This window comes from Embleya sp. AB8 (assembly GCF_049739465.1).
In the GTDB taxonomy this organism is placed as follows: domain Bacteria; phylum Actinomycetota; class Actinomycetes; order Streptomycetales; family Streptomycetaceae; genus Embleya.
Window position 1 is genome coordinate 44,490 of record NZ_JBMHHY010000043.1, and the last position, 26,793, is coordinate 71,282.

At 68.6% G+C, this 26,793-nt stretch carries 20 protein-coding genes; 10 read left to right on the forward strand and 10 right to left on the reverse strand.

The window, feature by feature from the left end; genetic code table 11:
* The first annotated feature begins 46 nt into the window (after window positions 1-46).
* The 3 genes from ABIA38_RS41755 (at window position 47) to ABIA38_RS41765 (ending at window position 5,740) form a co-directional block, all read left to right on the forward strand.
* On the forward strand, window positions 47-352 hold the full coding sequence (locus tag ABIA38_RS41755; RefSeq protein ID WP_424644233.1) for an STAS domain-containing protein: 306 nt from the start codon (window positions 47-49) through the stop codon (window positions 350-352).
* Between the two features lie 310 nt (window positions 353-662).
* Complete coding sequence (locus ABIA38_RS41760; protein WP_424644234.1) at window positions 663-2,645, forward strand: protein meaA; 1,983 nt, start codon at window positions 663-665, stop codon at window positions 2,643-2,645.
* Between the two features lie 590 nt (window positions 2,646-3,235).
* On the forward strand, window positions 3,236-5,740 hold the full coding sequence (locus ABIA38_RS41765; protein WP_424644235.1) for a hypothetical protein: 2,505 nt from the start codon (window positions 3,236-3,238) through the stop codon (window positions 5,738-5,740).
* Between the two features lie 4 nt (window positions 5,741-5,744).
* On the opposite strand, the gene ABIA38_RS41770 is transcribed toward ABIA38_RS41765, so the two are convergent.
* A complete protein-coding gene (locus tag ABIA38_RS41770; RefSeq protein WP_424644236.1) occupies window positions 5,745-6,752 on the reverse strand; it encodes an LLM class flavin-dependent oxidoreductase in 1,008 nt (335 codons plus the stop codon).
* Between the two features lie 359 nt (window positions 6,753-7,111).
* Here ABIA38_RS41770 and ABIA38_RS41775 point away from each other — a divergent pair, with 359 nt between their 5' ends.
* Both ABIA38_RS41775 and ABIA38_RS41780 read left to right on the forward strand, forming a co-directional pair.
* Window positions 7,112-8,893: a 3-hydroxyacyl-CoA dehydrogenase family protein gene (locus ABIA38_RS41775; RefSeq protein WP_424644237.1), complete on the forward strand. Its 1,782-nt coding sequence runs from the start codon at window positions 7,112-7,114 to the stop codon at window positions 8,891-8,893.
* 143 nt (window positions 8,894-9,036) lie between these two features.
* The gene (locus ABIA38_RS41780) at window positions 9,037-9,336 is read left to right on the forward strand and encodes a hypothetical protein (protein ID WP_424644238.1); all 300 of its coding nucleotides are present in this window, start codon (window positions 9,037-9,039) and stop codon (window positions 9,334-9,336) included.
* On the opposite strand, the gene ABIA38_RS41785 is transcribed toward ABIA38_RS41780, so the two are convergent.
* The 3 genes from ABIA38_RS41785 to ABIA38_RS41795 form a co-directional block, all read right to left on the reverse strand.
* Window positions 9,320-9,850 (reverse strand): hypothetical protein, encoded by a 531-nt coding sequence (locus tag ABIA38_RS41785; protein WP_424644239.1) that lies wholly within the window; start codon window positions 9,848-9,850, stop codon window positions 9,320-9,322. The two genes, ABIA38_RS41780 and ABIA38_RS41785, sit on opposite strands and share 17 nt — an antisense overlap.
* Window positions 9,851-10,016: 166 nt before the next feature.
* The gene (locus ABIA38_RS41790) at window positions 10,017-11,672 is read right to left on the reverse strand and encodes a long-chain-fatty-acid--CoA ligase (RefSeq protein ID WP_424644240.1); all 1,656 of its coding nucleotides are present in this window, start codon (window positions 11,670-11,672) and stop codon (window positions 10,017-10,019) included.
* Window positions 11,673-11,869: 197 nt separating this feature from the next.
* Complete coding sequence (locus ABIA38_RS41795) at window positions 11,870-12,262, reverse strand: SCO5389 family protein (RefSeq protein ID WP_424644241.1); 393 nt, start codon at window positions 12,260-12,262, stop codon at window positions 11,870-11,872.
* Between the two features lie 366 nt (window positions 12,263-12,628).
* Here ABIA38_RS41795 and nucS point away from each other — a divergent pair, with 366 nt between their 5' ends.
* Window positions 12,629-13,288 carry an endonuclease NucS gene (gene nucS, locus ABIA38_RS41800; RefSeq protein ID WP_424644242.1) on the forward strand — a complete coding sequence of 220 codons (660 nt, stop codon included), beginning with the start codon at window positions 12,629-12,631 and terminating at the stop codon, window positions 13,286-13,288.
* Between the two features lie 83 nt (window positions 13,289-13,371).
* Here the strand turns inward: nucS and ABIA38_RS41805 are convergent, their stop codons facing one another.
* Both ABIA38_RS41805 and ABIA38_RS41810 read right to left on the reverse strand, forming a co-directional pair.
* Window positions 13,372-13,848 carry a hypothetical protein gene (locus tag ABIA38_RS41805; protein ID WP_424644243.1) on the reverse strand — a complete coding sequence of 159 codons (477 nt, stop codon included), beginning with the start codon at window positions 13,846-13,848 and terminating at the stop codon, window positions 13,372-13,374.
* Between the two features lie 95 nt (window positions 13,849-13,943).
* The gene (locus tag ABIA38_RS41810) at window positions 13,944-15,581 is read right to left on the reverse strand and encodes an alpha/beta hydrolase (RefSeq protein WP_424644244.1); all 1,638 of its coding nucleotides are present in this window, start codon (window positions 15,579-15,581) and stop codon (window positions 13,944-13,946) included.
* A gap of 3,065 nt (window positions 15,582-18,646) precedes the next feature.
* Between ABIA38_RS41810 and ABIA38_RS41815 the strand changes: the two genes are divergently transcribed.
* The gene (locus ABIA38_RS41815) at window positions 18,647-19,927 is read left to right on the forward strand and encodes a S8 family serine peptidase (protein ID WP_424644245.1); all 1,281 of its coding nucleotides are present in this window, start codon (window positions 18,647-18,649) and stop codon (window positions 19,925-19,927) included.
* A 9-nt stretch (window positions 19,928-19,936) separates the two neighbouring features.
* Here the strand turns inward: ABIA38_RS41815 and ABIA38_RS41820 are convergent, their stop codons facing one another.
* Together ABIA38_RS41820 and ABIA38_RS41825 are read right to left on the reverse strand one after the other, a co-directional pair.
* A complete protein-coding gene (locus ABIA38_RS41820; protein WP_424644246.1) occupies window positions 19,937-20,728 on the reverse strand; it encodes a methyltransferase domain-containing protein in 792 nt (263 codons plus the stop codon).
* Entirely contained in the window at window positions 20,725-21,747 is a 1,023-nt protein-coding gene (locus ABIA38_RS41825; RefSeq protein WP_424644247.1) for a hypothetical protein, read from the reverse strand. Before ABIA38_RS41825 ends, ABIA38_RS41820 begins: the two co-directional genes overlap by 4 nt.
* A 495-nt stretch (window positions 21,748-22,242) precedes the next feature.
* Between ABIA38_RS41825 and ABIA38_RS41830 the strand changes: the two genes are divergently transcribed.
* The 3 genes from ABIA38_RS41830 (at window position 22,243) to ABIA38_RS41840 (ending at window position 25,021) form a co-directional block, all read left to right on the forward strand.
* Window positions 22,243-23,079 carry an endo alpha-1,4 polygalactosaminidase gene (locus ABIA38_RS41830; protein WP_424644255.1) on the forward strand — a complete coding sequence of 279 codons (837 nt, stop codon included), beginning with the start codon at window positions 22,243-22,245 and terminating at the stop codon, window positions 23,077-23,079.
* 383 nt (window positions 23,080-23,462) lie between these two features.
* Window positions 23,463-24,398 carry a glycoside hydrolase family 113 gene (locus ABIA38_RS41835; RefSeq protein ID WP_424644248.1) on the forward strand — a complete coding sequence of 312 codons (936 nt, stop codon included), beginning with the start codon at window positions 23,463-23,465 and terminating at the stop codon, window positions 24,396-24,398.
* A 413-nt stretch (window positions 24,399-24,811) separates the two neighbouring features.
* On the forward strand, window positions 24,812-25,021 hold the full coding sequence (locus ABIA38_RS41840) for a cold-shock protein (RefSeq protein WP_424644249.1): 210 nt from the start codon (window positions 24,812-24,814) through the stop codon (window positions 25,019-25,021).
* Window positions 25,022-25,593: 572 nt separating this feature from the next.
* Here ABIA38_RS41840 and ABIA38_RS41845 read toward each other — a convergent pair.
* Together ABIA38_RS41845 and ABIA38_RS41850 are read right to left on the reverse strand one after the other, a co-directional pair.
* Window positions 25,594-26,019 carry a hypothetical protein gene (locus tag ABIA38_RS41845; RefSeq protein WP_424644250.1) on the reverse strand — a complete coding sequence of 142 codons (426 nt, stop codon included), beginning with the start codon at window positions 26,017-26,019 and terminating at the stop codon, window positions 25,594-25,596.
* 4 nt (window positions 26,020-26,023) lie between these two features.
* Window positions 26,024-26,473, reverse strand: coding sequence for an ATP-binding protein (locus ABIA38_RS41850; protein WP_424644251.1), 450 nt, complete (start codon window positions 26,471-26,473; stop codon window positions 26,024-26,026).
* Window positions 26,474-26,793: the final 320 nt, after the last annotated feature.

Below are 26,793 nucleotides of genomic sequence, written 5' to 3' on the forward strand. Positions count from 1 at the left end.
GGAAGTCGAACCGTCATCGAACAGACGGATTGCCCAGGAGGAGACGATGCACGTTTGGGGAGACCCGCGCGAGTTGCACTTGGCCGGTGTGCTCGACGTACACGCCACCACCGATGTGCGCTTGGCGCTGCACGAGGCATTGGACAACGGGGACGGCGACCTGATCCTCGACCTGACCGGCGTACCGGCGCTGGACATCACTGGGCTCGGTCTGATCGTCGGCGCGCATCGGCGTGCGGGTCGGCGCGAGCGCCGGTTGGTGCTGACCGGGGTCACCCCGGATGTCTACCGGGTGCTGGTGTTGACCCGATTGCACCGGATCCTCACGCTGCGTCAACCCGCCGCGGTATGACCGGTCGATCGGGCGGGTTTCGGCTGCTTCGGCTACACAGTGTCAGGGTGGATTCGAAACGACATGCGAGTTGTGGTAGAGCACACGCTGTCCGGAGCGGTTACCCGTCAGTACACTCCGTGGTAAGCAGGGCCGACCAGGCGCGGTGACAGCGGACCAGCGGGATGGCCCAGGCCGGTAGTCGCCGAGCCGCGGTCGGTCCGGAACCCTCCGGAGGTATTCCGTGGCGAGCCAGACGCCCTCAGCTCAGCCCTCGCAGCCCTCGCCGCTCCCGCAGCCGGCCGCGACCGAGCGTGACCGCCCCTGGGTCATGCGTACCTATGCCGGCCATTCCTCGGCCACCGCGTCCAACGCGCTGTATCGGCGCAATCTAGCCAAGGGCCAGACCGGCCTGTCGGTGGCGTTCGACCTGCCCACGCAGACCGGTTACGACCCCGACCACGAACTCTCGCGCGGCGAGGTGGGCAAGGTCGGTGTGCCGATCTCGCACATCGGCGACATGCGCCGACTCCTGGACGGGATACCCGTCGAGGAGATGAACACCTCGATGACGATCAACGCGACCGCGCTGTGGATGCTCGCGCTGTATCAGGTGGTCGCCGAGGAGCAGGGCGCGGACATCACCCGCCTCACCGGGACGACGCAGAACGACATCATCAAGGAGTACCTGTCGCGCGGGACGTACGTCTTCCCGCCCGGGCCCTCGCTGAAGCTGATCACCGACAGCGTCGCGTACACGGTCTCCACCATCCCCAAGTGGAACCCGACCAACATCTGCAGCTACCACCTCCAGGAGGCGGGCGCGACGCCCGTGCAGGAGATCGCGTACGCGATGTGCACGGCGATCGCGGTGCTCGACGCGGTGCGTGACTCCGGGCAGGTGCCGGCGGAGCGCATGGGCGAGGTGGTCCAGCGGATCTCCTTCTTCGTCAACGCGGGGGTGCGGTTCGTCGAAGAGATGTGCAAGATGCGGGCGTTCGTGCAGTTGTGGGACGAACTCACGCTGGAGCGCTACGGCGTACGCGACGCCAGGCAGCGGCGGTTCCGGTACGGCGTGCAGGTCAACTCGCTCGGGCTGACCGAGGCGCAGCCGGAGAACAACGTCCAGCGGATCGTGCTGGAGATGCTGGCCGTGACGCTGTCCAAGGACGCGCGGGCGCGGGCGGTGCAACTGCCCGCCTGGAACGAGGCGTTGGGGCTGCCCCGGCCGTGGGACCAGCAGTGGTCGTTGCGGATCCAGCAGGTGCTGGCCTACGAGTCGGACCTGTTGGAGTACGGGGACATCTTCAACGGGTCGCATGTGATCGAGGCCAAGGTGGCCGAGCTGGTCGCGGGCGCTCGGGCGGAGATCGACCGGGTGCAGGCGATGGGCGGCGCGGTCGCGGCGATCGAGTCCGGCTATATGAAGTCGCAGCTGGTCGGCTCGCACGCGGCGCGGCGGGCGCGGATCGAGGCGGGCGAGGAGGTGGTCGTCGGGGTGAACCGGTTCGAGACCACCGAGGACAATCCGCTCACCGCGGACCTGGACGCGGCGATCATGAGCGCCGACCCGGACGCGGAGCGCTCGGCGATCGAGGGGGTCCGGGCCTGGCGGGCGGCGCGCGACGCGGCGGCGGTGGACTCGGCGATGGCGCGACTGCGGGCGGACGCGCGGTCGTGGCAGGCGGCTGCGGCGGTCAACCTGATGCCGGCCACGCTGGCGTGTGTCCGGGCCGGGGTGACCACGGGCGAGTGGGCCCAGGCGCTGCGCGAGGAGTTCGGCGAGTATCGCGCGCCGACGGGGGTGTCCGGGGTGGTCGGCGTGCAGGACGGCGCGGGGTTGGCCGCGGTACGCGGCGCCGTGCGCCGGGCCGGGGAGGAACTCGGCGGGCGGCTGCGGCTGTTGGTCGGCAAGCCGGGCCTGGACGGGCACTCGAACGGGGCCGAACAGATCGCCGTGCGGGCGCGGGATGTCGGGTTCGAGGTGGTGTACCAGGGGATCCGGCTGACGCCCGCGCAGATTGTCGCGGCGGCGGTCGAGGAGGACGTGCACTGCGTGGGGCTGTCGATCCTGTCGGGGTCGCATCTGGAGCTGATTCCCGATGTGTTGGCGCGGATGCGCGCGGCCGGGATCGGGGACGTGCCGGTGATTGTCGGCGGGATCATCCCGGTCGCGGACGCGGCGGTGTTGCGCTCGCAGGGGGTGGCGGCGGTGTTCACGCCGAAGGACTTCGGGATCACGGACATCATGGGGCGCATCGTCGAGGTGATTCGCGAGGCGAACGGGTTGGCGGCTCCGGTGCGGGTGGGCTGAGTCGGGCTTTTGTCCGCACACGCCGGACGGGCTGATCGGTGTGGGTGGGCTTTTCGGGGGCCGCTGGGCTTTGTCGGCCGGTGGCTTTTCGGGTGTCCTCAAGCGCCGGACGGGCTGATTTTGGTGCGGATGGGCCGGCATGGCCCGTCCGGCGTTCGAGGACGGTTTTTGCTGGACCGGACGGGTCAGGTGCGCTGCCGCCGCGCAGGCGAGCCGGATTTGGCCCGACCTCACCCGCCGCCCCGGGCGCCGGCAACCCCGCCCGACGGAGCATGCCCCCGTGACCACTTGCGGGCCCGCGCGTTGTTGTTGTGAAGAGGGAGCGAAGGTCGACCCGGACGCGGCCCACTCGACGGCGGGAGGTGGCAAGGTGGGGAGCGGTACGGCGGGGACACACGCAGCCCATGCTCGGCCGCTCCGGTGCGCGACGCGTCGGTGCTCAACGATCTTGTCACGAACCCGGCGCCGGCTATCGGTGCGCCGGCCGCGCCCGGCACACTGATCACCGGTTTCCGCCCCCGGGTGCCCGGACTTGTCCCCGGCCCGCACCGGCGCGTCGAGGAACCACGACGGGGAGCACAGGGAGTGGCATGAACGGCGGCGGCAGGGAACGGCCGGAACAGGACGGGGAGAAGCACTTCGAGGACGATCCGCGCCGATCGGCGGCCGACCACGCGGCGGGGAACTTCGGGTACGACCGGGGGAGTGGCTCCGGGCACGGTGCGGGGAGCGGTACCGGGGGCGGCTCGGGGGGCAGCTCCGGGCACGGTGCGGGGAGCAGCTCGGGAAGCGGCCCGGTACGCGACGCGGCGGCCGGTGGCTCCGGGAGCGACTCGTGGGGTGGTGACGACGCCTATCTGGACGAGTTGTTCGGGCCACGTCCCGATGCGGCGGCCCGGGACGGGGACCCGAAGCGGGCGACGCCGTCCGGTTCCGGGCCGGGGTTCGACCCGGGCTCTCGCTCCGACTCCGGCGCCGACTCCCGCTCCGGGTTTGCTGCCGCGCCGCGCCTGGGGCGGGCCGAGCCGATGCGGCTCGACGACTGGTCCGATCCGGCGCTCGGCCCCGAGCGGGGCGGGTCCGACGAGCCGGCCGCGACGGTGCTCCAACTGATCGCCGGCGACCTGATGTTGACCTTCGGCGGCGCCGACGGCACCGATGCGAGCCCGCTGCCCGCCGGCTCCCGGCCGCCGCAGCCGAGCAAACTGCCCGCCTCGGCCCCGGCCGACGAACCGCCGCCGCTGGGCCGAGGCGTCGAGCTCGCCGAGCTCACCGGCCTGCTGCAACGCGGGACCTCGGTCCGGATCGGCGGGCCGTCGTCGAGCGGGCGAAGCACCCTGCTGCGCCACCTCGCCGCGCTCGACCCGGCGGGCGCGCCGGACGGGGTGATCCTGCTCGACGGTCGGCGTCGTGGTCTGGGCGATCTGCTGCAGCAGCTGCACGACGCGTGCTTCGGCGGCCCCGCCTACCGGCCGACCCGCGAGCAACTGGGCGTGATACTGGCCAATGTGGCCGCCCTCGTGGTCGTGGACGACCTGGAGCTGCCCCAGGACGACGTGGCCGAGCTGTTGCGGATGGCACCGGAATGCGCCTTCCTGGTGGCCGGTGCGGCGGTGGTCGATCCGATCGTGCGCCGGGATTCGCCGCTGCACGAGCTGACCCTGGGCGGCCTGCCGCAGGAGGCCGCGCTCGATCTGCTGCGCCGCACCGCCGGGCGCGAACTCGACGACGAGGAATTGGCCTGGGCCGCCGCGTTGTGGTTCCAGGTGGGCGGCCATCCGGGCCGGTTCGTCCAGGCCGGCGCGTTGCTCGCGCGGCGCGAACGTGGGCGCTCCGGCTACGGGTTCCTGGACGACGGCGCGGCGGACTCGTCCGGCGAACTGCCCTCGCCCGGTGAGCCCGGGCAGTTCGTACCGCGCCTGGTGCCGCTGGTGTCCCCCTCGGCCCAGCAGGTGTTGCGGCTGGCCTCCGCGCTGGACGGGCAACTGCCGGACCCGGTCCACCTGCCCGCCCTGACCGGCGCGGTGGACGCGGTCGGCGCGGCCGACGAACTGGTCGAAGCGGGCCTCGCCGCCCGCGAGTTCGGCCGGTATCGACTCACCGGCGGCACCGCCGAGGCGGTCGCCTCGATCGTGCGCGGGCCGTCCTCGTGGGCGGTGGCGGCAATACAACACTTCACCTGGTGGGTCTCGCATCCCTCGGTCACCGCCGCCGAGATCGCGCGCGAGGCGGACACGATACTGGCCTGCCTGCGCGAGTCGGAGCGGTTGGGCAAGGCCGGTTCGGCGCGCGCCCTGGCCCGCGCCTCGGCCCCGGCGTTCGGCGCCTCGGCCCGCTGGGACACCTGGGGCGAGGTGCTCGACCTGGGGTTGGCCTCGGCACGCGACGCCGGCGCCTCGGCGGCGGCCGAACATGCCTGGTTCCGGCACGAGTTGGCCGTCCTGGCGTTGTGCACGGGCGATTCGCGCGGCGCGCGCGAGGAGGCGGTTGCGGCCACCCGGATGCGCGACGTGGGCTCGGACAAGCGCGGACTGGCCGCGGATCGCCGGGTGTTGGCGCTGGCCGGCGGCGACCGGGCGGCCGCCGCGGCGGCGGGGGCGGACGGTACGCCGAGCCCGGCCCGGGGCGGGCTCGGGCGGCGCGGCGTGCTGATGACGGTGGGGGCGGGTGCCCTGCTCGTGGTCACCCTGGCGGCCGTGGTCGCGATGGGCTCGGACTCGCCGGATCAGTCCGATCATCGCAATCCGGTGGGCTCGACCGGCGCGGCGAGCTACGACGCGAACACCCCCAACCGCGGTCCGGACGCGGAACCCAGGAACGACCGGGACAAGCCGGCGCCGCCGACCGGCAGCCACAAGCCGGGCCCCTCCGGGGCGACGGCGCCGACCACCACCACCGCCACGACGACGCGGGCATCGACCCCGGCGGGGACCACGGCGCCGCCGTCGACCACCACCGCGTCGAGCCCGGCGACCACGCCGACGCACTCCGCCACCAGTACGGCCGGCAACCCGCCCGCGTCACCCCCGCCGTCGTCCTCCTCGGCGCCGGCATCCTCCCCGGCGGCGCCGCCCGCGGGAGCGCCCACCGGGTAGCCGGTCAGCGCAGCGCCGGGAGCACCTCCTTGCCCAGGCGCGTCACGTTCTCCAGCGTCACCGAGGGCGCCCCGGCGCCCTCGGTGAACAGCAGGAAGCGGTCGATCCCGGTGCGCTCGGCGGTGCGCTCCAGGGCCCGTACACAGTCGGCGGGTGAGCCGACCGGGTGAATTCGGCACAGGAAGTCGGTGTACTCGGCCGGATCGCGCATGTGCCGCTGCCGATCGTCCACGGTCACATGCGCGGACAGGCCCCGGCGCAGCCACTTGGGCATCGATCGGCGCAGCACCTCGGTCGCCTCGCGGCGGGTGTCCGCGACCTGCGCGACGCACGCCGCGGCGTGCCGGACCGCCTTGGGGTCGCGGCCGCACGCCGAGGCCGCGCATTCGTAGGTGCGTACCATCGCGGCCCTCTCCGCGTCGTCCGCGTGCATCCCGAGCAACATCGGCAGGCCGTGCCGGGCGGCCAGCGACGCGCTCTCCCGGGAGGTGCACGCGACGATCACCGGGGGGTGCGGGTAGGTGCGCGGGCGCGGTACGACCGGCACCTTGCGGAACGCGAAGTGATCGCCCTCGGCGCCCACCCGGTGGTGGGTGAGCCAGCGCATCAACAGGTCGAGCGACTCCGGGAACGCCTCGTCGTGTCGGCGCAGCCCGGTGCCGAAGACCTCCAGGTCCACCCACGGACCGCCGCGCCCCACGCCCAGGGTGAAGCGGCCCCCGGAGAGCTGGTCGAGCAGCGCGGTCTGCTCGCCGAGCGCGACCGGATGTTGCGTGGACAGCACGCTGATCGCGGTACCCACCCCGATCCCGCGCGTACGCCCCAGTAGCATGGCGGCGAACGCGACCGCCGACGGGCACAACCCGTACGGCACAAAATGGTGTTCGGCGATCCACGCCTCGTCGAACCCGGCCTCCTCCGCGGCGATTCCCGCGTCCATGGCAGCGGTGAGCACCGCACCGTGATCGCCCGCGTCGAACTGCGCCGCCAGCAGGAAGATGCCCAACTTCATCGCGTCCTCCTCGTCGTGTTCCCCGGTCCCGACCGGGCGGGAGCGGCCGGGCGGAGCGGGACGTGGGGTCAGGGCGCCCACAGACAACTCAACGCTCGAACGCCCACAGAAGTAATCCTTCACCTCTGATGGTTTTCCCCTCGGCCCTTCGTCGAGTCATTCGCCGATCATCGGGGTAAATGTCCGAAAATGCGTTCGGGGGTTGGTCGGGGACGGATCGAGGCGAACGGCACATCCCGGCGGCCTGTGCCTGCTCGACGGGGGCTGCCATACTCCTGAAAACCCGCGGTACTACTTCGCAGTAACCAAGGCGTACTCCCGGTCGGGAGACGCCATTTCAGCAGCGAGGAGCACAGCAGATGACCCGTGACATCAGTACGGTCGGTGTGGTCGGCCTGGGCACCATGGGCGCCGGCATCGTGGAGGTCCTGGCCCGGGCGGGGCTCACCGTGGTGGCCGTGGACGTCTCCGACGAGGCGATCGCGCGTGGTCGGGCCCGGATCGAGGAGTCGACCACCCGGGCCGCCGCGCGCGGGAAGTTGACGCAGGATCAGCAGCGCGACCTCTTCGAGCGGATCACCCTCGGTACCGACCTGACCGCGGTCGCGGCGGCGGACCTGGTCCTGGAGGCGATACCCGAGCAGTTGGCGCAGAAGCAGGAGCTGTTCGCGCAGCTCGACAAGATCTGCGGCCCGGAGACGATCCTGGCCACCAACACCTCTTCGCTGTCGGTCACCGAGCTGTCGGTGTCCACGGCGCGCTCCTCGCGGGTGGTCGGGCTGCACTTCTTCAACCCCGCGCCGGTGATGAAGCTGGTCGAGGTGGTGCGCACGGTGGTCACCGAACCCGAGGTGCTCGCCGACGTGGTCGCGCTCGCCGAACGACTGGGCAAGTCGCCGGTGGTGGCGGGCGATCGGGCCGGCTTCATCGCCAACGGGCTGCTGTTCGCCTACCTCAACCACGCGGCGTCGATGTACGAGCAGAAGTACGCGACGCGCGAGGACATCGACGCGGCCATGCGGTTCGGCTGCGGCCTGCCGATGGGTCCGCTCGCGGTGCTCGACCTGGTCGGGATCGACACCGCGTACGAGATCCTGGAGCAGATGTACCGCCAGTCGCGGGACCGCCTGCACGCGCCCGCGCCGATCCTCAAGCAGATGCGCACGGCGGGGCTGCTCGGGCGCAAGAGCGGGCGTGGCTTCTATACGTACGAGCGGGCCGGTTCGCCGGTGGTGGTGACCGGGGCGGGGGAGCCGGCCGCGGTCGCCGGTACGGGCACGCCGCGCGAGGTGCGCGCGGTGGGTGTCGTGGGCACCGGGACGATGGCGACCGGCATCGTCGAGGTGTTCGCCAAGTCCGGCTACGACGTGGTCTACGTGGCGCGCAGCGAGGAGAAGGTCGAGCGGGTGCGCGCGGCGCTGATCCGCTCGCTGGACAAGCAGATCCAGCGCGGCCGGCTGACCGAGGCGGCCAAGGCCGAGGCACTGGCCCGGGTCGGCGGCACCACGCGCCTGGACGATCTTGCCTTCGCCGACCTGGTGGTGGAGGCGGTGGTCGAGGAACTCGCGGTCAAGCAGGCCCTGTTCGAGAACTTCGACGAGATCTGCAAGCCGGGCGCGATCCTCGCCACCACGACCTCCTCGCTGCCGGTGATCGACTGCGCGGTGGCCACCTCGCGGCCGGCCGACGTGGTCGGGATGCACTTCTTCAACCCGGCGCCGGTGATGAAGCTGGTCGAGGTGGTGCGCACGGTGGCCACCTCGGACGACGTGGTGGCCACGGTGCACGAGGTGTGTCGGCGCACCCGCAAGCACGCGGTGGACTGCGGTGACCGGGCGGGCTTCATCGTCAACGCGCTGCTGTTCCCGTATCTCAACGACGCGGTGCGGATGCTCCAGGCCAACTACGCCACGGCCGAGGACATCGACACCGCGATCAAGCTGGGCGCGGGATATCCGATGGGCCCGTTCGAACTGCTCGACGTGGTCGGGTTGGACGTGTCGTTGGCGATCCAGAAGGTGTTGTTCGCCGAGTTCCGCGAGCCGGGGTGGTCGCCGGTGCCGCTGATCGAGCACCTGGTCACGGCGGGCTATCTGGGGCGCAAGACCGGGCGCGGGTTCCGGGACTACGCGAAGCGGTAGATCGGGGCGGTAGATCGGGGCGTGGTGAGCGGTGGTTGGTAAGCGTGGTGAGCCGAGGTTGGTAATCAGTAATTGGTAATCAGTAATCAGTAATACGAGAGGGGTACGGGCGTACGCACCGTGTGCACCCGTACCCTTTTTGTGTGCCGCGTCGTAACAAGCCCCCCAGCCGCTCCCGGTCCGCCGACCGGGACGAGCCCCGCGATCCCAGCCTCGGTTTCGAGGAGCGTGAATCGGGGGCCGACGGGGACTGGCTGGTGCGACCGATCAGCGGGCAGGCCGCGACCAAGACTTACCGCTGCCCCGGCTGCGACCACGAGATCCCGCCGGGCGTGCCGCACCTGGTCGCGTGGTCCGCGGACGGGCGGGTGGAGGAGCGGCGGCACTGGCATCGGCCGTGTTGGAACAGCCGGGGGCATCGGCGGATCACCCGGCGGCGGTAGCGCTTCCGTCGGTGTGCTCGTTGGTGTGATCGTCGTTGTGTTCGTTGTGTTCGTTGTGTTCGTTGTGTTCGTTGGGCTCGTTGGTGTGTTCGCTGCTGTGCTCGGTGGCCTGCTTTCGGGGGCCGCGGGTCGGGTGGGTGGCGATGGTGGCGGCGGCCAGTAGGGCGAGGACGGGCACGGTCACCGCGAGGACGAACGGGGCGAGCAGCGCGGCGGCCGAGCCGGCCACGTGCACGCTCGCCGCGCCGATCAGGCCGCTGCGCGAGGTCGCGCCGGTACGCAGTCGGGCGCGCAGGTTCAGCGCGGCCCAGACCGACCACATCGCGATCACGATGCCGAGCAGTGCGAAGAAGGCGATGGCGAGGGCGATTACGGCCCGGCCGCCGGAGGAGTCGTTGAGCCGACGCAGGAGTTGGATCGGGGCGAGCAGGCTACTGGCGAGGAGCGCCACCCCTGCCTCGGCGAACAGCGTCACGATGGCCGCGTACGTCACGATCCCCCGGGTCAGCGTCATAAGGCGCGATCGTGCCTGTTGGCGGGCGGTTTGTCGAGAGTTCGTTCGGGATGGTTGTGGGTGGTCGCCTTTTGGGGTGGTGGTGGGCGGTCGGGGTGGCGGTCTCGGTTGCGGTCGCGGTGGCAGTGGTGGGCAGCGGTGGTGGCAGTGCAGGCTTGGCCGGGCTCTACTGCTGCCGGCTGCCTTGCTCGCGCAGTACGGACTTCTGTACCTTGCCCGCCGCCGTCAGGGGCAGTGCGTCGACGAACTCGACGGTGCGCGGTGCCTTGTAGCCCGCGATCAGGGTCTTGACGTGGGCGCGGAGGACTTCGGCGGTCGGTCGGTGGCCGGGATGGGGTACGACGACGGCGTGTACCCGTTCGCCCCAGCGTGGATCGGGCAGGCCGATCACGGCGCAACCGGCCACGTCCGGATGGGCGTTGATGGCGTTCTCCACCTCGGCGCTGTACACGTTCTCCGCGCCGGTGACGATCATGTCCTTGAGCCGGTCGACCACGGTGAGGTAGCCCTCGGCATCCATGAAGCCGAGGTCGCCGGTGTGCATCCAGCCGTCGCGCAGCGCCTGTTCGGTCTCGGCCGGGCGGTTCCAGTAGCCGATCATCACGTGGTTCCCGCGCGAGACGATCTCGCCGACCTCGCCGCGCGGCAGTTCGAGCCCGTCCGGGCCGAATACCCGTACCTCGGCGTGGAAGCACGGGCGGCCGGCGGAGCGCAGTCGTACCGGGTCCGCGTCGAGATGGTCCTGGGGTAGCAACAGGGTTGCCAGTGGGGAGAGTTCGGTCTGCCCGTACGCCTGGATCAGGGCGGTGCCGGGCAGCGCGGTGAGCACCCGGTCGAGCAGTGTGGCGGTGATCGGCGAGGCGCCGTAGTTGAGCAGGCGGAGTGAGGACAGGTCGTAGGTGGCGAACTCCGGGTGGTCCAGCAACATTTGCAGCATGGTCGGGACCAGGAAGACCTCGGTGATCCGTTCCCGCTGGATGGTCGCGGCGACCTGCTCGGGGTCGAAGGAGGGCAACACGACTTGGGGGATGCCGATGATCGAGGTCATCAGGGACACCCCGACGCCGGCGATGTGGAACAGCGGGCCGGTGTGCAGTACGCGGGCGTCCGGGGCGGTCCGGAACGCGGCGGTGGCGACCAGGCCACCCATGGCGGAGGCGAGCAGGTTGTCGTGCGAGAGCATCACGCCCTTGGGGAAGCCGGTGGTGCCGCCGGTGTAGAAGATCCCGGCGAGGTCGCGGCCGGTGCGGTCGGCATCGGGGATGGGGGTGGCGGCGGCGAGGAGGGTCTCGTAGTCGTGTGATTCGTGTGATTCGTGTGATTCGTGTGCGGGCGGCGGGTTGTTGGCGGTGTTGCGGGTGTCGGCGGTGCTGCCGGTGTAGCTGGTGGCTCCGGTGCTGCCTGTGGTGCCGATGTTGCGCGTGCTGCCGGTGTTTCCTATCCGGACGATCTCGCGGATGGTCGACGAGGTGGTGCGCAGGGTGGGCACCAAGGCGGCGAACGTGTCGTCGACGATCAGTACGGAGGTCTGCGAGTCGTCGAGGGAGAAGGCGATCTCGGCCGGGCTCCAGCGGATGTTCACCGGATTCAGTACGCCGCCGGCCCACGGGATCGCGGCCAGACACTCCAGGTAGCGGGCCGAGTTCAGGGCCAGGATGGCGACCCGGTCGTCGGGACGCACGCCGAGGCCGCGCAGCGCGCCGGCGAACTTGGCCACCCGCTCGCGCAGTTCGCGCCAGGTGGTGCCCTCGCCGCGGTCGACCACGGCCATGCGCTCCGGTGTCTGCTGGGCCCATCGGTGCAACGGCTGCGTGATGCCCATGGGGCTGCTCCTCGGGTCGGGAGTCGGGTGCACGGTTACGTGGGTACGCGGGGGTACGCGGAGGCGCGGGCACGCCGTCAGGCCTGCCCGCGCCGCCCAGGGGTCCGCCGGGTGTCAGCGGTCCGGTTCGATCCCGTTCAATCCGGACTTTGCTCGGCTCGGCTCTGTCCCGTTCCGTTCCGTTTTGCCCTCTCGATTCAGCAGTCGCGCAGGGTCGGCGATTGGTTGAGCAACTGGCCGCGGATCGAGGTGAACTTCGCATACCGGTCCGCGTCCAGGCCCTCGGCCGGGAAGACCGCGACTCGGTGGCAGTTCTGGAACGCGAGCTTGACCTCGAAATGCCGTTCCAGCGAGCCGCGGATCGCGTCCGAGGCCAGCGCCCGGAGCAGTTCGCCGCGCTCGGTCTCGGTCGCGGGCGGTACCTGGTTGTCCGCGAACGGGCCGCCGTCCACCTGGAGTTGCGTCACCAGCGAGGAGACGAGGTTCCACGCGTAGGGCAGCGAGGTGCGCACGCAGTCGATGAACTCGGCCTCGTCCACATCACCACGTTCGGCCTGTTCCAACAGCTTCGGAGGCACGTCGAGCGACATCGGTGCTCCTTCCGGCCGGGACGTACGCGAGTTCGCCCGGCGGTTCGGGTCGTGTGCGGTACGTAGCAGGTGGCACTCGTGCATCGATCACGACACGCCCCGAACGCCCATCCGCCCGGCCCGCACCGTCTCCTGACTCACCGTAGGACATTCGGTACGCGTTGCTCCATAGCGAACGGCGGGTGAACACGACCGTGCCACGGGTCGGTGTTCGGTCTTCGGTGTTCGATGCGCGGAGGGTCCGGCCCGCGCCGCTTCCGCGATGGCGGTGCCGCGGGCGGGTGGTGATGAGGTGCGTCACACGGGTTGCGGCGGCGCGGGAGGGATGGCCGGGGGAGGGGGTCCGGAGGCGGTAGCGTCGGGGGTATGCGTCTCGTCATCGCCCGTTGCTCCGTGGACTACGTCGGGCGACTCACCGCCCACCTGCCGTCCGCCCCCAGGCTCATCCTCGTCAAGCGGGACGGCAGCGTGTCCGTGCACGCCGACGACCGCGCGTACAAGCCGCTGAACTGGATGAGTCCGCCGTGCACCCTCAAGGAGGGGGACGGCGTGTGGACGGTGATCAACAAGGCCGGCGAGAAGCTGATCATCACCATCGAGGACGTCCTGCACGACTCGTCCCACGAACTGGGCGTGGACCCGGGCCTGGTCAAGGACGGCGTCGAGGCACACCTCCAGGAACTCCTGGCCGACCGCCTCGACGCACTCGGCGCCGGCTGGACCCTGATCCGCCGCGAATACCCGACGCCGATCGGCCCGGTCGACATCCTGTGCCGCGACGCGGACGGCACGACGGTCGCGGTCGAGATCAAGCGCCGAGGCGAGATCGACGGCGTCGAGCAACTGACCCGATACCTGGAACTCCTCAACCGCGACACCCTGATCGCCCCGGTCAAGGGCGTCTTCGCCGCCCAGGAAATCAAGCCCCAGGCCCGGGTATTGGCGGTGGACCGAGGCATCACGTGCGTAACGCTGGACTACAACGCACTGCGGGGCACCGAGGACGACAAGCTGAAACTGTTCTGACGCCGGGGTGTTGCGGTTCGGGCGAGGTGGGGCGCTGTGGCGGGCGGGGCCCGGATCCCCGCTCGCCCGACTTGGCACTACCGCTATGAGGCCCGCCCCGCACTCGGCCCGGGCGTGACGCCACTTTCCCATTCGGCCACCCGCTCCAGGCATGGGCTGGAAACCATGATAATTATTTCTACGGCGGGTGACGTAGTCTGCAAGGTGACCGAAAATCCGTCGACGGGTTTTACTGCACGCATAATGCCGCTGCCTCCGTTCGGAGTCGATGACGCACTGAACTCTCGGGTTTGGAAGCCCATGGCTTCGACAATCGTGCGCGCTTTTTGGAAAGCCGCCTCCTGATTTTGCGGAGGCACCACCACATTCTGCATGTGAAGCATTCGGAAGTGCTTTGCGGTGGAGTCCCCACTCATTACGTTCCCGCACGGAGAAGATTCGGCCCAAGGTCCTTTCTTGGCTTCGGGTGCTCCGATGCCCTCGATGATCTTCCTGTTGTATTCAGCGACGACCGATTTTGCTTGCGGTTCGGACATTTTCGGGGTTTCCTGCTTCTTCACCGAGCCTCCACATGCCGAAATCATGCTCAGAAGAATCACCGCTGGTAGTGCGACGAATTTGCCGGAAGGGCGACAGACGATCACGCGGAATACCTCTACTTAAGTTGCGGTCGTAGCCTCGGGTCCGGATCGGTATATTTACCAGCCACGACCTTTGCCTGATTAAAGAGGCTTTGGCTTCCGTCGTCCCAGTAATCGCTATGCTCCTGAGCGTCCCCACGCATGATGTTGGCCCCGAAATCTGTGTCCGTAGGAGTAACTCGAGAGGTGCCTAAGCTCCCAACAAATTCAACACCACTGAGGAAGCCCGGTTTGTGATCGGTTCCGTGTGAGATCTGCCCCCCTTCGACGACAGCCGTGTCTACAGTCGGTCCCGGTGCGGCGCGTTCGGCCCACACATGTGCGGGATCTATATGCAAGTCCCTTGCGTGTTTGACATGCATCCCTGGGCTGCCCAGGGACACGATGTCGTCGACGGCCAGCCCGTTTCCGGATTTTGCCGCATCGCCGACTAGCGCCGTCCCATAACTGTGGCCGATCACCGTGATGTGTTGATCATTTCCTTGGGCGCGAACCCCGCTGATGAAGGATTTCAATCGCGGTGCTCCCTCTTGCGATCTATCCCATCCAGCCATGCTTCCGGAAGCTGTGGGACCGTTCTGCTCCGGAGCATCGTAGTCGAGCCAGAAGATTGACGCTACATTGTTCTGCCCGCCGGGGTTCAACGAGTCGGCCAAGTTTTGGATAGCGCTTACTCGCTTGATGCCACTCTCGAGGCTGTCCGCGACAGTTGTATCGGTCCCGGGTACCGAAACGGAGATATTCTTTGCTTTATCAGGATCGCCGACGGATACGACTACCTGACCATCAAGGAATTTGTCGCCGAACTTGAGCAGAAATAATTCCGCGCCGGATGGACGACCCGAGCTGGCGACCAGTTGCTTCTTGATCTCCGTGAGGTTCTCCCATTCACGTTTGTCATAGTTGGGAGACTTGCCCGCGGCCAGCGCTGGTGACAGTTCGATCAAGCGCTGGTCCAGAGCCACACGGTTTGCTTTGTCACGGACGGCTGCCGGCAGGCCGTCCATACTTCCCAGCTGTTTTGGATATGCGGCAAGATATAGGGCTCGCTGCTCATCGGACAGCCCCCTCCACCAACCTGCCGTCTGTGCCGGATCCAGTTTCGGCACAGGTCCCACACCGTAAAGCGCGGCCACGCGCTGGGTGTCTTCGACACTGTTTTGCCAGGCATTGAGCTGAGTCTCCGCGACGTCGCCCGGCATCAAGGTGGTCATGACCGCAGCGAATTTGGCGTCGGCTTCACTGGCTTGGCGTAGGAGTGTATTGAACCGGGATACATAGCCGTCGATCGAGCTTTGTTGCTTGGCTGCATCCGCAGGCGTGAGACCACTGCCTTCCCCTGCTGCGGCAGCTTGCACGGTGAATCCGCCAGCGTTCTCGATTACTCTGAGCCCCGAGGATTCGGCTTCTTGGATGGCCGATCGCAAGTTGGCTTGAAGCGCGGGGAGTTCGCTCGCCGCGCGCTCTGCCGCTGCGCTGATGGTTTGTGCCTGGTTTGCGGAAATAGCGATCTGTCGGACCGTCTGCTCAAGCTCCAGATCCGCTGTGCCCGCCGCCTGTCCTTTCCAGCCGGCCGCCTCCACGCCGTCGTTGACCCCGGTTCTGAACGCATTCTCCAGTTCCGTGAGCTTGGCGGCAGTGGTCTTCCACATGCGAACGGATTCTCGCCAGCTTTCAAAGTTCGCGCTTCTGAACTCTGCAAATGTGACCACGACTATGACCCCGGCGTAAACTCGGTGGCAACATTTGATTCCGTGTTCATATATTTTGTCCGCGTTCGGTAGATCTTGTCAGCCGCCGTTTGGGCTCGGTCGGAGAGATGGGCGATTGCGCCGCCCCATTCGCGACTGAGTTCGCCCAGCTGAAAGCCGGTCATGAACCCCGGGGTTCCCGGCGGCGGGCCGTGATTGATGTCCGCACCGAGGCTCCGCAGCTCCATGGCCACCGAGACTGCCTTGGAGGCTGCCGGGGCCAATTGGTCGACTCGGACGGCGAACTTACCTGACGGCTCAGATAAGGTGGAATGGGAAGGTACTGCCGGCGGAATTATGCTGCTCCTCGGCGGACCACTCGTCGGATCGGTGCGAAAGTATTCGGGTGAGAAAGCTCGATTTATGGGCGTGTCTGCGATTTCCTGTTCGGGCATATCGTCATCCCCCTGTGGCCCCTGCGCGATTGTTAGGCAATCCCGACAATTTGTATGAAAGGTGCTCGAAACATTTGATTCGGTCGAGTGTTTGCCTGTGTCGATCGGATCGGCGGGAAACACGCTATGGATGGGTTGATGGACAGCACAAGTCGATCGGGAGCAAGCGTGGGAGTGCGACAATGATTCGGAATGACCAATTCCGGTAAGGGCTCGTCGATAAGTTGGCAGAGTGCGCGGAATCTTGGATTCCGGAGAACCCGGCTCGGGTAAAGCCGAGGTGGGCGAGGTCGTGGCGCCTCGACGGACAGCGACCTGATTCGGTGTTTGGTGGTGTGGTCGGCGGCATTTCGTGCCGGGTGGCATCGGCTGGGTCGAGGTCGGGCGGCTGTGGTGTGAGCTTGACGCCGCGGTCGTGGTGCTTGCCGCGAAGGTGGGTCGTCGTTGGTGTCGGTGGCCGGGGCGGCGCAGTACCAGGCGCGGACCGGCGTGCCGTCCGGTAGCAGGCGTTGCCGTGCTTCGGCGGCCCGTACGGCGTTGGCGAGGGTCGGTGCGTGAGCACCGAAGTTCCTTGATGCCCGCGTGGAGCACCGACGGGAGAGCTGCCCTAGATGCCGACTTGCCGAAGGGGGCGATTTGCGGTGGTAGCCAGTAGTATCCATCCGCATGGTTGTGACGGAATGTCATATTCCTCTTGCGGTGTGCTGATGGTTCGTGGATCAATGGAGGGTGCTGTGGCGCGCGGGAGGGTTTTGGCGTGCGCCCGGGTGAGACGGCGTCAGATTCGGGCGGCGGGTCACTGGTTCGGCGGCGGGGAGGCGGCCGGGCTGTTGCAAGGCGGTTGTGCGATGACGCGATCGGGCGAGATCGGTGTCGTAGGGGGAATCTGATGGTGCATGCGGACGGGGCGCCTTCCGGGGGACCGGGTGGCGGGGGGACCGACTTCGAGGGCTTCACGCTGGAGCAGTTGCAGGCGATGATCGCGCAGGCGAGTCCTGATGCGTTGGGTAGGTATGCGGAGAAGTTGCATGGGACGGCGCAACGGATCCAGACTGCAACGCTCGGTCTCAGTCAGTGCATTCAGGCTTTGAGCGGTGTCTGGGAGGGCCCGAGCGCGGAGAGTTTCCGGACGTGGGCGGGTGGTGTGACCGCGGCCGCGACGGGACTCGGCGACTACGTCTCGGCGGCCGGTACGCACATCAACCACGTCGGCCAACAGATTTTCGTGGCCAAGGTGCGGATGCCTCACGTGGACGCGACAGTTCTGGCCACGGCGAACCAGGGTCCGGTGGCGGTGGTCTCCAAGGCCGCGACGAACCAGGCCACTGGTGGCAACCCGGGTGGCGTCGATCCGATCAAGGCCCACCAGGACGCCAAGGCCCAGGTCGACGCGGCCCACCGCGAAGCGGTAACGCAAATGCGGACGTTGGCTTCGACGTATCGGGTGGCAGCGGCGGACCTGAAGGGTCTGCCAGCGCCGGTGTTCCCGGCGCCGCCGATCGTCGACGACCGAGAGCGACTCACCACTCTGGATATGTCCGGAGGTGGTGGATCGGGCGGCAGCGGTTCTGCCGGTGGCGCAGGTTCGCCACATGGCCGCTCGGGAGCGGGCGGCAGCGGGAGCAGCGGAATTTATACAGCTCCGCAAGGAGTCGCGCCCAACGCCCGGTCGACGACGGCGAGTTCCGGACAGAGCGGCCCACACTCACTGCCGGGCAACTCCCCTGATATTACCCAGCACGTGCCTCAGTCGACCGCTCTCCAAGGCGGTGGTCCGTTGACGGCGCCCGACTCCAAGATCGACAACCCCTGGATGCCACAGGTTTCCGGTAATGGTCCAACCCCGCCAGGCTCCCCAGGTTCGGGCCCTCCGAACGGAGGCGTACCAGTTGGTGTTCCGCCTTACTCGGGATCCGGGCCGCTCACGTCCACCGGGGGCGGCGCATCTCGTACCGGATCGATTCCAGGAAGCGGCCCACGAGGTAGTGGCCCGGGTGGGCTTCCTCCCCGAAGTGGTGGAATGCCAGGGGCGCCCTCGGGAAGCGGCGGGTCACCGGGACCCCTACCGCGCAGTGGCGCTCCGGGGGTCGGCGGTACTCGAGGCTCGTTCAGCGCTCGGCCAGAGATCCCGGGCTCGATCCCAGGCCAGACGGATACGGCCAGCACCGGCACGCCTGGACGCTCGGCGGGAATGCCTGGCGCTGCTGGGGCCGGGGCCACACCTCAGGGAGCAGGCCGAAGTACCACCGGTCGGAGGCTCGCGACCGCACAGGGTGGATCCGTCGGGAACGTCGCTGGTAACCCGTCGCGCCGCAACTCGCCAAGACTGCGGGCACTTCCGGTGGAAGGAGAGGCGGCCGACACGGGTGTCGACGACTCGGCACGTTCTACCCGTCCTGGGCAGCGAACGCCGTTTACCGGCGGTACGCGATCGGAACAGGTCCGGCGACGCACGACGCGCGCCGAAGACGAAGACGACAACACTTGGGACGGGCCGCGTCGACCCGGCGTCGTACCGCCTGTCATCGACTGACCTACGCTTTGACCCACTGCAAAGGACACGATCGCAGCATGAACGGACGTTTCATCCGAATGCCCCGGCTGCCCGTCCTGCTCGGTGTGCTCCTGACCGCCTTCGTTGGTTCCGGCCTGCTCGCCCCACCCGCGCAGGCCGACTCCGTCCGAGCACGCCAGTGGTATCTCGACAGCTGGAAGATTGATGAGGCATGGCAGACCACTCGGGGGTCCGGCATTACCGTCGCAGTGGTCGACACGGGTGTCGACGCCACACATCCTGATCTTGTCGGACAGGTTCTGCCGGACTTGTCTGCATCGGGGGATCGCAACGGGCACGGGACGGCGATGGCAAGCCTCATTGCCGGGCAGGGGCGCGTCGATGGTGGTCAAGGCCTCTACGGCGTCGCACCCAGCGCCAAGATCCTTCCGTTTCAGGCCCGGGCGGGTGCACTCGGAGGAGACGATCCGGCATCCTTGGGCGAAGGAGTCCGCCTAGCCGCCGACTCTTCGGCGCGGATCATCAATCTCTCCGTCGGTGGATCATTCGAGTTTCCGGCCCTGCGCGAAGCGGTGGCATATGCGTTGAGCAAGGGGAAATTGGTCATCGCTGCCGGCGGCAACAACCCGCCGGATCGGAACGATGTACCCGTCTACCCTGCCGCCTACCCGGGAGTTCTCGCCGTCTCTTCCGTGGATCGACAAGGGTCTCCTGCCAGCAATGGCGTGCGCGGATCGTGGGTATCGATCTCGAGCCCAGGAGAGGACATCCCCAGCGCCTGTACTTCCCCTACGAGGTACTGCGTAGGCGTAGGTTCCAGCGCAGCCACCGCACTGACCTCCGGCGTTGCCGCGCTCGTGTGGTCGGTGCATCCCGATTGGACGGCGAATCAGGTGATTCGGCGGCTGCTTGATACTGCGAATCGGCCCAATGAGCCCGTCCCTTCGGACACCTTTGGGTATGGCGTGGTCAGTCCGCGGAAGGCGCTTGCTGCCACCGATGTGCCTGGGCCGGCGGATGTGAATCCGCTTGTCGGGGTGCGTGGGGACAAGCCGAGTGTGGTGCCGACTGCCCCCGGGGCGGGCGTGCCGTCGGCCGCTGCGTCGGTGGCCGCTGTGCCGGGGGGTGCTGCGGCGGGTGGGAAGTCTGGTGACGGCAACGGGCTGCTTGTGGCGAGTCTGGTTGGTTCCGGGGTTGTTGTGGTTCTGGGTGTTGGGGGTGCTGCTGTCGCGATGCGTCGTCGGCGGCGGCGGGAGGCTGTTGCCGGGCCGCCCTCCTGGCCCGTTCAGCCTCCGCCGTACAGTCCGCCGTATGGCGGGCCGTACGACCGACGGTGATGCGTCCGGTTATGGGCGGTGGCCGGTGACGGTGAAGGCCACCGAGTAGGTGAGGGTGTCCTCGTCGTCCAGGTGGGCCAGGAACGCCTCCACCGCTTGGTCGGCGTGGTCGGCCGAGCCCAGGGCCTGCGCGATGGCGGGGTGGGCGATGTCGAGTTTCAGGCGCCACTGTTCGCGTTCCGTCGGGTTTACCCGGCCGGCGATCAGGTGGTAGGGGGTGACCTGGACCTGGAGGTGGGTCAGGCCCGCTCGGCGGGCCAGCCGGTACAGACTGCGCCCGGTGTGCGGGTCGAAGCCGGTCGCCGATAGTGCGGCCAGGACCGATTCGAGGGTGGTCCGCAGTTCGGGGCCCAGCGGGTCGTGCCAGACCAGTTGGCCGTCCAAGTCGAACAGTACGACGGCGCCACCCGGTTTGGTGACCCTGGCCATCTCCGCCACGGCCCGGTCCCGTTCGGCGACGTACTGCAGCATCAGCCGCGTGTAGACCACGTCGAACGTGTCGTCCTCGAAAGGCAGTTGCCGGGCATCGCCGCAACGACGGACGAGCGCGGCGCCATCCGGGCCGCCCGTGCCGGCGGCCAGTCGTTCGGGGTTGCCGTCGAAGGCCACCACCTGTGCCGTCGGCAGGCTGCGGTGCACCGCCTCCGCGATATGGCCGGGGCCGGCGCCCACATCGAGCACCGCAGCGGTGTCGGGACCGAGCACCGGGGCCAGGTGCTCGCGCACCCATCGGTCGGCGTCGACCTTGGCCATCAGGCGGCCGGCCTCCCGCCGGTCCTCCATCAGGTACGGGACGCTCATCCGGTCCTCCGAGGGTGTTGGGCCCGCCCACGCAGGCGCTGCGCGTAGAGGTCGTCGATGTGCCGGTAGCAGGCGGGGAACGCCTCGGCCAGCCAGACCGCCTGGCTGTAGGAGCGGACGGGCTGCGCGCCGGCCGCGACCAACGACCCGGCCGTGGCGGCGTCGGCCACCAGGGGCACGGCCGCGAGCTCGAAGTCGTCGTAGGCGGTGCCCGCCGCCGCCAACAGTGCGCACACCGCCCGCTGCGACTCCTCCTCGTCCAACTCGGGCGAGATCAACAGGTCGCAGCGGTTCTCCAGGAAGGAGAAGTTGAAGCCGAGCGGACCCCGGTAGGCCACCGCCGCCGCCCGCATCCGCCCGCCGGCGTCGTACCGGACCCAGATCCGCCGATAGCGCCGCAGGCCGACGAGCCGGTAGAGCCGGTCGACGTCGCCGAGCCCCAGGTCGTCCCGGTCCAGGCCCTCGGCCCGCGCGTACACCCCGCCCCGGCAGCGGCGCGCCAGATCCGCCAGCTCCGGACAGGCGCCACCGTCCAACTCGTCCACACCACCGCCCTGTTGCCCCGGCGCCAAGGCGCGCGCGAGCGGCAGCGGCACCATCAGATACTCCCCCGGCACCAGTGCGCCCTGCTCCGGCCCGACACGGCCCACCGCGCCCCCGAAGGCCAGTGCGGAGAAGCGGTTGTCGGGGCTGAACCAGTTCTGGTGCGCGAGATCCCGTCCCTCCCGGAGCCGCACCGCTTGGGTGGCCAGCATCACCGCATGACCGCCCGCGAGCGAGCCGGAACCGACCAGGTGCTGGGCGTGCCACCCGGCGTGCGTGGAGCGCCACGCCACCATCGAGGCCCAGCCGCCGCCGGGTTCGTCGTAGGTCACCACCCAGTTGAGCAACTCTCCGGCCCGGCGGGCGCGTTGCCAGTTCTCCAGGATCACCGGCCAATGCGGTGCCAGCCTGGCCCGCTTGGCCGGATACATGAACCGGGACTGTTCGTATCGTCCGAAGAGCTCGGTCGGACTCAACGCGTTCACCCGGCACCCGAAGTCCGACCAATCACCGGCCACGTCGGCTACACCGCCCACGCCGGTCGAGTCGGTCGGGTCGGTCGAGTCGGGCGGCATCAAGTCGTCCGCAACCGTTGTTGCTTCCATCTGCTCGTCTCTGTCTGCCTGGCTGCCACCTGCGGGACCGCGCTCTTGCTCCGCAGGATCGAGGCCGTCGAGGCGTCTGCCGGCGGGAGCCGGAACGGGAACCGACACTCGGGGTGATCAACTGCGTCAGCCGGGAAAGGTGGCGGTCCGAATCAGGCCATCTCACCGGTTGGGCAGAACCGGGCGACCGGGCTACGCCGGGCGGGGACACGCCTCATCGAATTCTCACGAGGGCCGCTGTAGATCTTGTGGGGAATGGGCCTTCTGGGATGGGGCCGTTGGCGTAGCGAAAGGTTTGATCCTGTGCGTATTACTGGGCGGTTGTCGCGCCGTACGAAGTTGACCGGCTGTGTGTTGTCGGCCGCGGTGGCGGTGGGTGTGGTCACCGTTTCCGCCCAGGCCGGGACGGGTGGGGCGGCGCCGGCGCCCGCGGTTGCCGCAGCAGCATCCGCACCGGTGGCGCCGGGGGTGCCGGTGGCGCCGCCGACTGCCGTCCGGCTGCCGCCCACACGCGCGAACTTCGATTATCAGATCGGTGGCGGGTACACCCCACCGGCCGGGGTCAAGGTGACCAGCCGGGATCGGGGCGACTCGCCGGCGCCGGGGCTGTACAACATCTGCTACGTCAACGGGTTCCAGATTCAGCCCGGCGAGGAAGCGCAGTGGGATCCCCAACTGTTGCTGCGCGATGCCAACGGCGACCTGGTCATCGACGAGAAGTGGAACGAGGTGGTGGTGGACATCTCGACGCCCGACAAGCGGGCAAAGGTCGCCGACAAGGTCGGCGCGTGGATCGACGGTTGCGCCGCGCGTGGCTTCGACGGCCTGGAGTTGGACAACTACGAGTCCCACTCGCGGTCTAAGGGACTGCTCACCCCGCAGAACGACGTGGACATGATGAGCCTGTTCTCCGCCCGCGCGCACAGCCGCAATCTGGCCGTCGCGCAGAAGAACGGGACGGAGCTGGCCGCATATCGCAACACGGCGGGCGTGGACTTCGCCGTTGCCGAGGAATGTGGGCAGCACGATGAATGCAACAGGTACGCGGCGGTGTTCGGGGACAACGTCATCGACATCGAGTACAACAACGCCGGGTTGAGCGCGGCCTGCGAGAAGTGGGGCGACCGGCTGAGCATCGTCCAGCGCGACCTTGATGTGCTCAAGCCCGGTGCGAGTAAGTACGTCCGGCGCACCTGCGCGTAGGCGCGGCTCGGGCTTCGGTCCGACTTCGGTTCCGGTTCCGGTTCCGGTTCCGGCTTCTTCGGCTCCGGCTCCGGCTTTTGCCGCGCCAAGTGAGCGTCCTGATCAGTGAGGTGGTTTCAGCAGTGAACCCGATGAAGAGGACGGCTGCCGCCTTGTCGGCGTTGGTCGTCGTATTCGTTGCCGCCGGATGTTCCTCGTCCGGCGGTGGTGGTGGCGACAACAACAGGCTCAGTCCCTCGGCCGGCGGTCCTAGTGGTCCGACCGGTCAGAGCGGGCCGAGCGGGCCGAGCGGTCAGAGTCGTGCGAACGCTCTGACCGGCGCGAGTGCTGCAAGCGCTGCGAGTGGTACGAGCGGTACGAGTGGTCGACCCGCCGACGGAAACGTGAGCGGGTTGCGCGGCATCACGCTCCCCTCGTGGAACACCGACGACTACGACAACCCGCAGGCCGGTACGTATCTACGGCAGATCGCCGCCACCGGCGCCAAGTGGGTGACCTTCACCCCCACGTGGTACCAGGACACCGTCACCGACTCGGCCATGCGCACCACCAAGGAGACCGCCACCGACGGGAGCCTGCGCAACATCATCCGCCTCGCCCACGACGCGGGGCTCAAGACCATGGTCAAGCCCCATGTCGACCTGACCAAGGGCGGCGATCGGGCCACGATCAAGCCCACGGACCGGAACACCTGGTTCACGGCCTACGAGGGCTTCATCACCCACTACGCCCAACTCGCCGCCGAGTCCGGCGTCGAGCAGTTCTCGGTCGGCACCGAACTCGCGGGCACCTCGCCGGACGGCGAGCACTGGAGCAAGGTCATCGCCGCGATCCGGGGCCGGTACCAGGGGCCGCTGACGTATGCCGCCAACTACGACGAGTACCAGAAGATCTCCTTCTGGAAAGACCTCGACGTGATCGGCATCGACGCGTACTGGCCGCTGGCCCAGGAGGCGACGAGCGACCCGGCCCGGCTGCGCCAGGCATGGCAGCCCATCGCCGACGAACTCGCCGCCTTCTCCGAGCGCCAACAGCGGAAGATCCTCTTCACCGAGGCCGGCTACGTCAGCCAGCACGGCAGCACCACCGCCCCGTACTCCTGGACCGTCAGCGAGACCGCCGACAACGCCGAACAGGCAGCCGCCTACGAGGCGTTGCTTTCCTTCTTCGACGGCAAGCCCTGGTGGGCCGGCGTCTGCTGGTGGATGTGGGACGACTGGCCCGACAAGGGCGAGACGCCGAAGAACCTCGCGTACACGCCCCACGGCAAGCCGGCGGAGGAAGTATTGCGGAAGTGGTGGGTGGCGCGCGGCACGTGAGGGTGCCCTTGCCCTGCGGGAACGCTCGGGACCGGGCCGCAGGGTACCTGGGTGCCCTCGCGCGCCTGGTCCGCGGCTTGGAGGTAGGTCGGCGCGACCGTCGCAGCCGCGTTGGCCGGCTTCATGGGGATCGCGGCGGCGATTTCGCGGCTGTCGTCGGTCATGGCGCCGCGTTGCCGATCGGCTCGCCCATCGAAGTCGCCTTCGTGTCCCGCCTGTTGGTCGGGCCGGACGGGTAGGAATCGACACCCGCGCCGGGTTCGAATCATCGCCGGACGCGGTATGGAACATCTGTGGGGTCAACCGGGAGACGCCTAGGACGTGTGCGGTGACGTCACGTCCGGGCAGGACTTCGGCCCGTTCGCCGAGGCGGGTGGGATGGCCGCACCGAGGCACGCAGCGGAGGGGTGGGCATGGCGGACCGAGTCAGCGGTGTGGTCAAGTGGTACAACCAGGCGCGGGGCTACGGCTACATCACCGGTGATGACGGCAGGGAAGTTCGGGTCGCCAGGGAGGCGCTCCGGGACAGCACGTTCGTCGTCGAAGGGCTCAGGGTGACGTACGAAGTCGCCGGAACCGACGACGACGAGCTGACCGCCGAGCGCGTCCGCGTCGTCACCTGAGCTTGCCGGGCCGGTCCACCGTCACGGACTTGCCCACGCGGCGTCGCCGGCTTATGTCCGTGATGGCCAGGGGCCCGGCTCGGTGACGGAGGGAGGCCGGGCTCCTGGCCGTTCCGCGCCCGGATCGGTCGGATCACCCGGATCGGTCGGGTGCGGCGGGTACGGGCTGCCGTGGCCGGTCGGCGCGCGGTCGAACACCCCGGCGTGCGTCTTCTCCATCGCACGCCCAGGCGGCTGGTGCCGGGCGCGGTACTAAAGGTTGCCGCTGGTGGTGTCCTGGGTGCCGCACGCTCCGCAGCTCATCGACGTACCACCGGCCGGCAACGGCGTAGTGCCGTCGGCGTTGTGGCCGCCACGGCGTACGCACTCGGCCGGGGAAAGGCGGTAGACGCCACCGCCGGGCTTGGGTTTCCGCTGTTCGCTTGGCATGTCGTTCTCGATTCGCTTGCGCAATGGGGGAGGACGGCTACCTGCGCTGTCCGGCGGCGCGTGTGCCGAACTGCTTGGGCGGCCAACTCCGCTGATTGACGGGGTCGTTCCGGTCGCGCCGAGGTGTCTTGGGGGCGCGGCGGTCAGGGAGCCGGCGGGTCGGGGGCGAGGACGATCGACGCGGCGGTGATCGCGGCCCGGACGAGGGCGAGGGGAGTCGGGATGTCGTTCTCGTGCGGGGGGATTCGCCAGACGAGGGCGGCGTGGTCGGTGTGGAGCGGGGCGGGGAAGGTGATCCAGGTGCCTTTGCTGTGGTGCGCGGGGCTCTGTCGGTCGCGCCACAGGGTGCCTTTGGCGGTGACGGGCACGAGGAAGCCCATCTTGCGGTGGCGGCGGTCGTGGAGGATCGGGCCGACGTGGACGCCTCGACGGTGCAGGAGGTCCAGCGCGAGGGTGCCGAGTACTTCGTCGACTTCGATCACGTCGAAGGTCTCGCCGGCGGCGACCAGGCGTGGAGCGTAAGGGTTTCCGAGCCGGTAGTGGTCGGGGAGGGAGCGCGGGCAATCCATGCGGTCACGAGTCCTTCGGCGAAGGTGAATACGAGTGCGGGGCCGCTGTCTTGCCCGTTTGTTCGGGCAGCGCGAAGCCGGCGACGAAGGCCTGGTAGCCACGGGCGCGGCGCTCGCAGCGGAAGACGGTCGTCAGGGTGTGGGCCAGGAGCAGACCCCGTCCGGATTCGGCGTCCGGGTCTTCGGTGGGCGGCGGGAGGTTCACCGGGTCCTGGCGGGCCGACACGGTGACCCAGAAGATGCCGTCGGCGGTGTCGGTGGTCACGAGCACGGCGCTTCGCGGGCGTCCGTGTACGAAGACGTTGGTGACCAACTCCCCAACAACCAAGGCCACATCGTCCGCGTTGGCCCCCGCTGCCCGACCTCGGAGCGTGACGTGGTCTCGCGCGGCTCGGACGGGGAACGCGCAGCCGAGCCGGAGCACGGATGGCTGCAAGAGGGTGTCGGTGGGCACGGTGATCCCCTGACTGTGGGGGTGCGAGCAAGCGATCTTTGCTACCCAAAGTGATGAGATGAGCGCTTTGGGTCGCCGATGCTGACGGTCTCAAATTTTCGGCAGATCGTCAATGAGAATCCCAGAGGATTTGTAGAATGTCGCCTCTGGCGAGTAGAGGTGCGGCACAATGAGCCCAAGGAGGCGCCAATGCCGGTCATTTCGGGGTCCGTGCTGCAACGTCGCAGGCTCGGCACGGAGCTGAAGCGGATTCGCAGGGAGAAGGGGCTGACCCTCGATCAGGTACACACGAAGAGTCGGATCACCCGCAGCCGACTGAG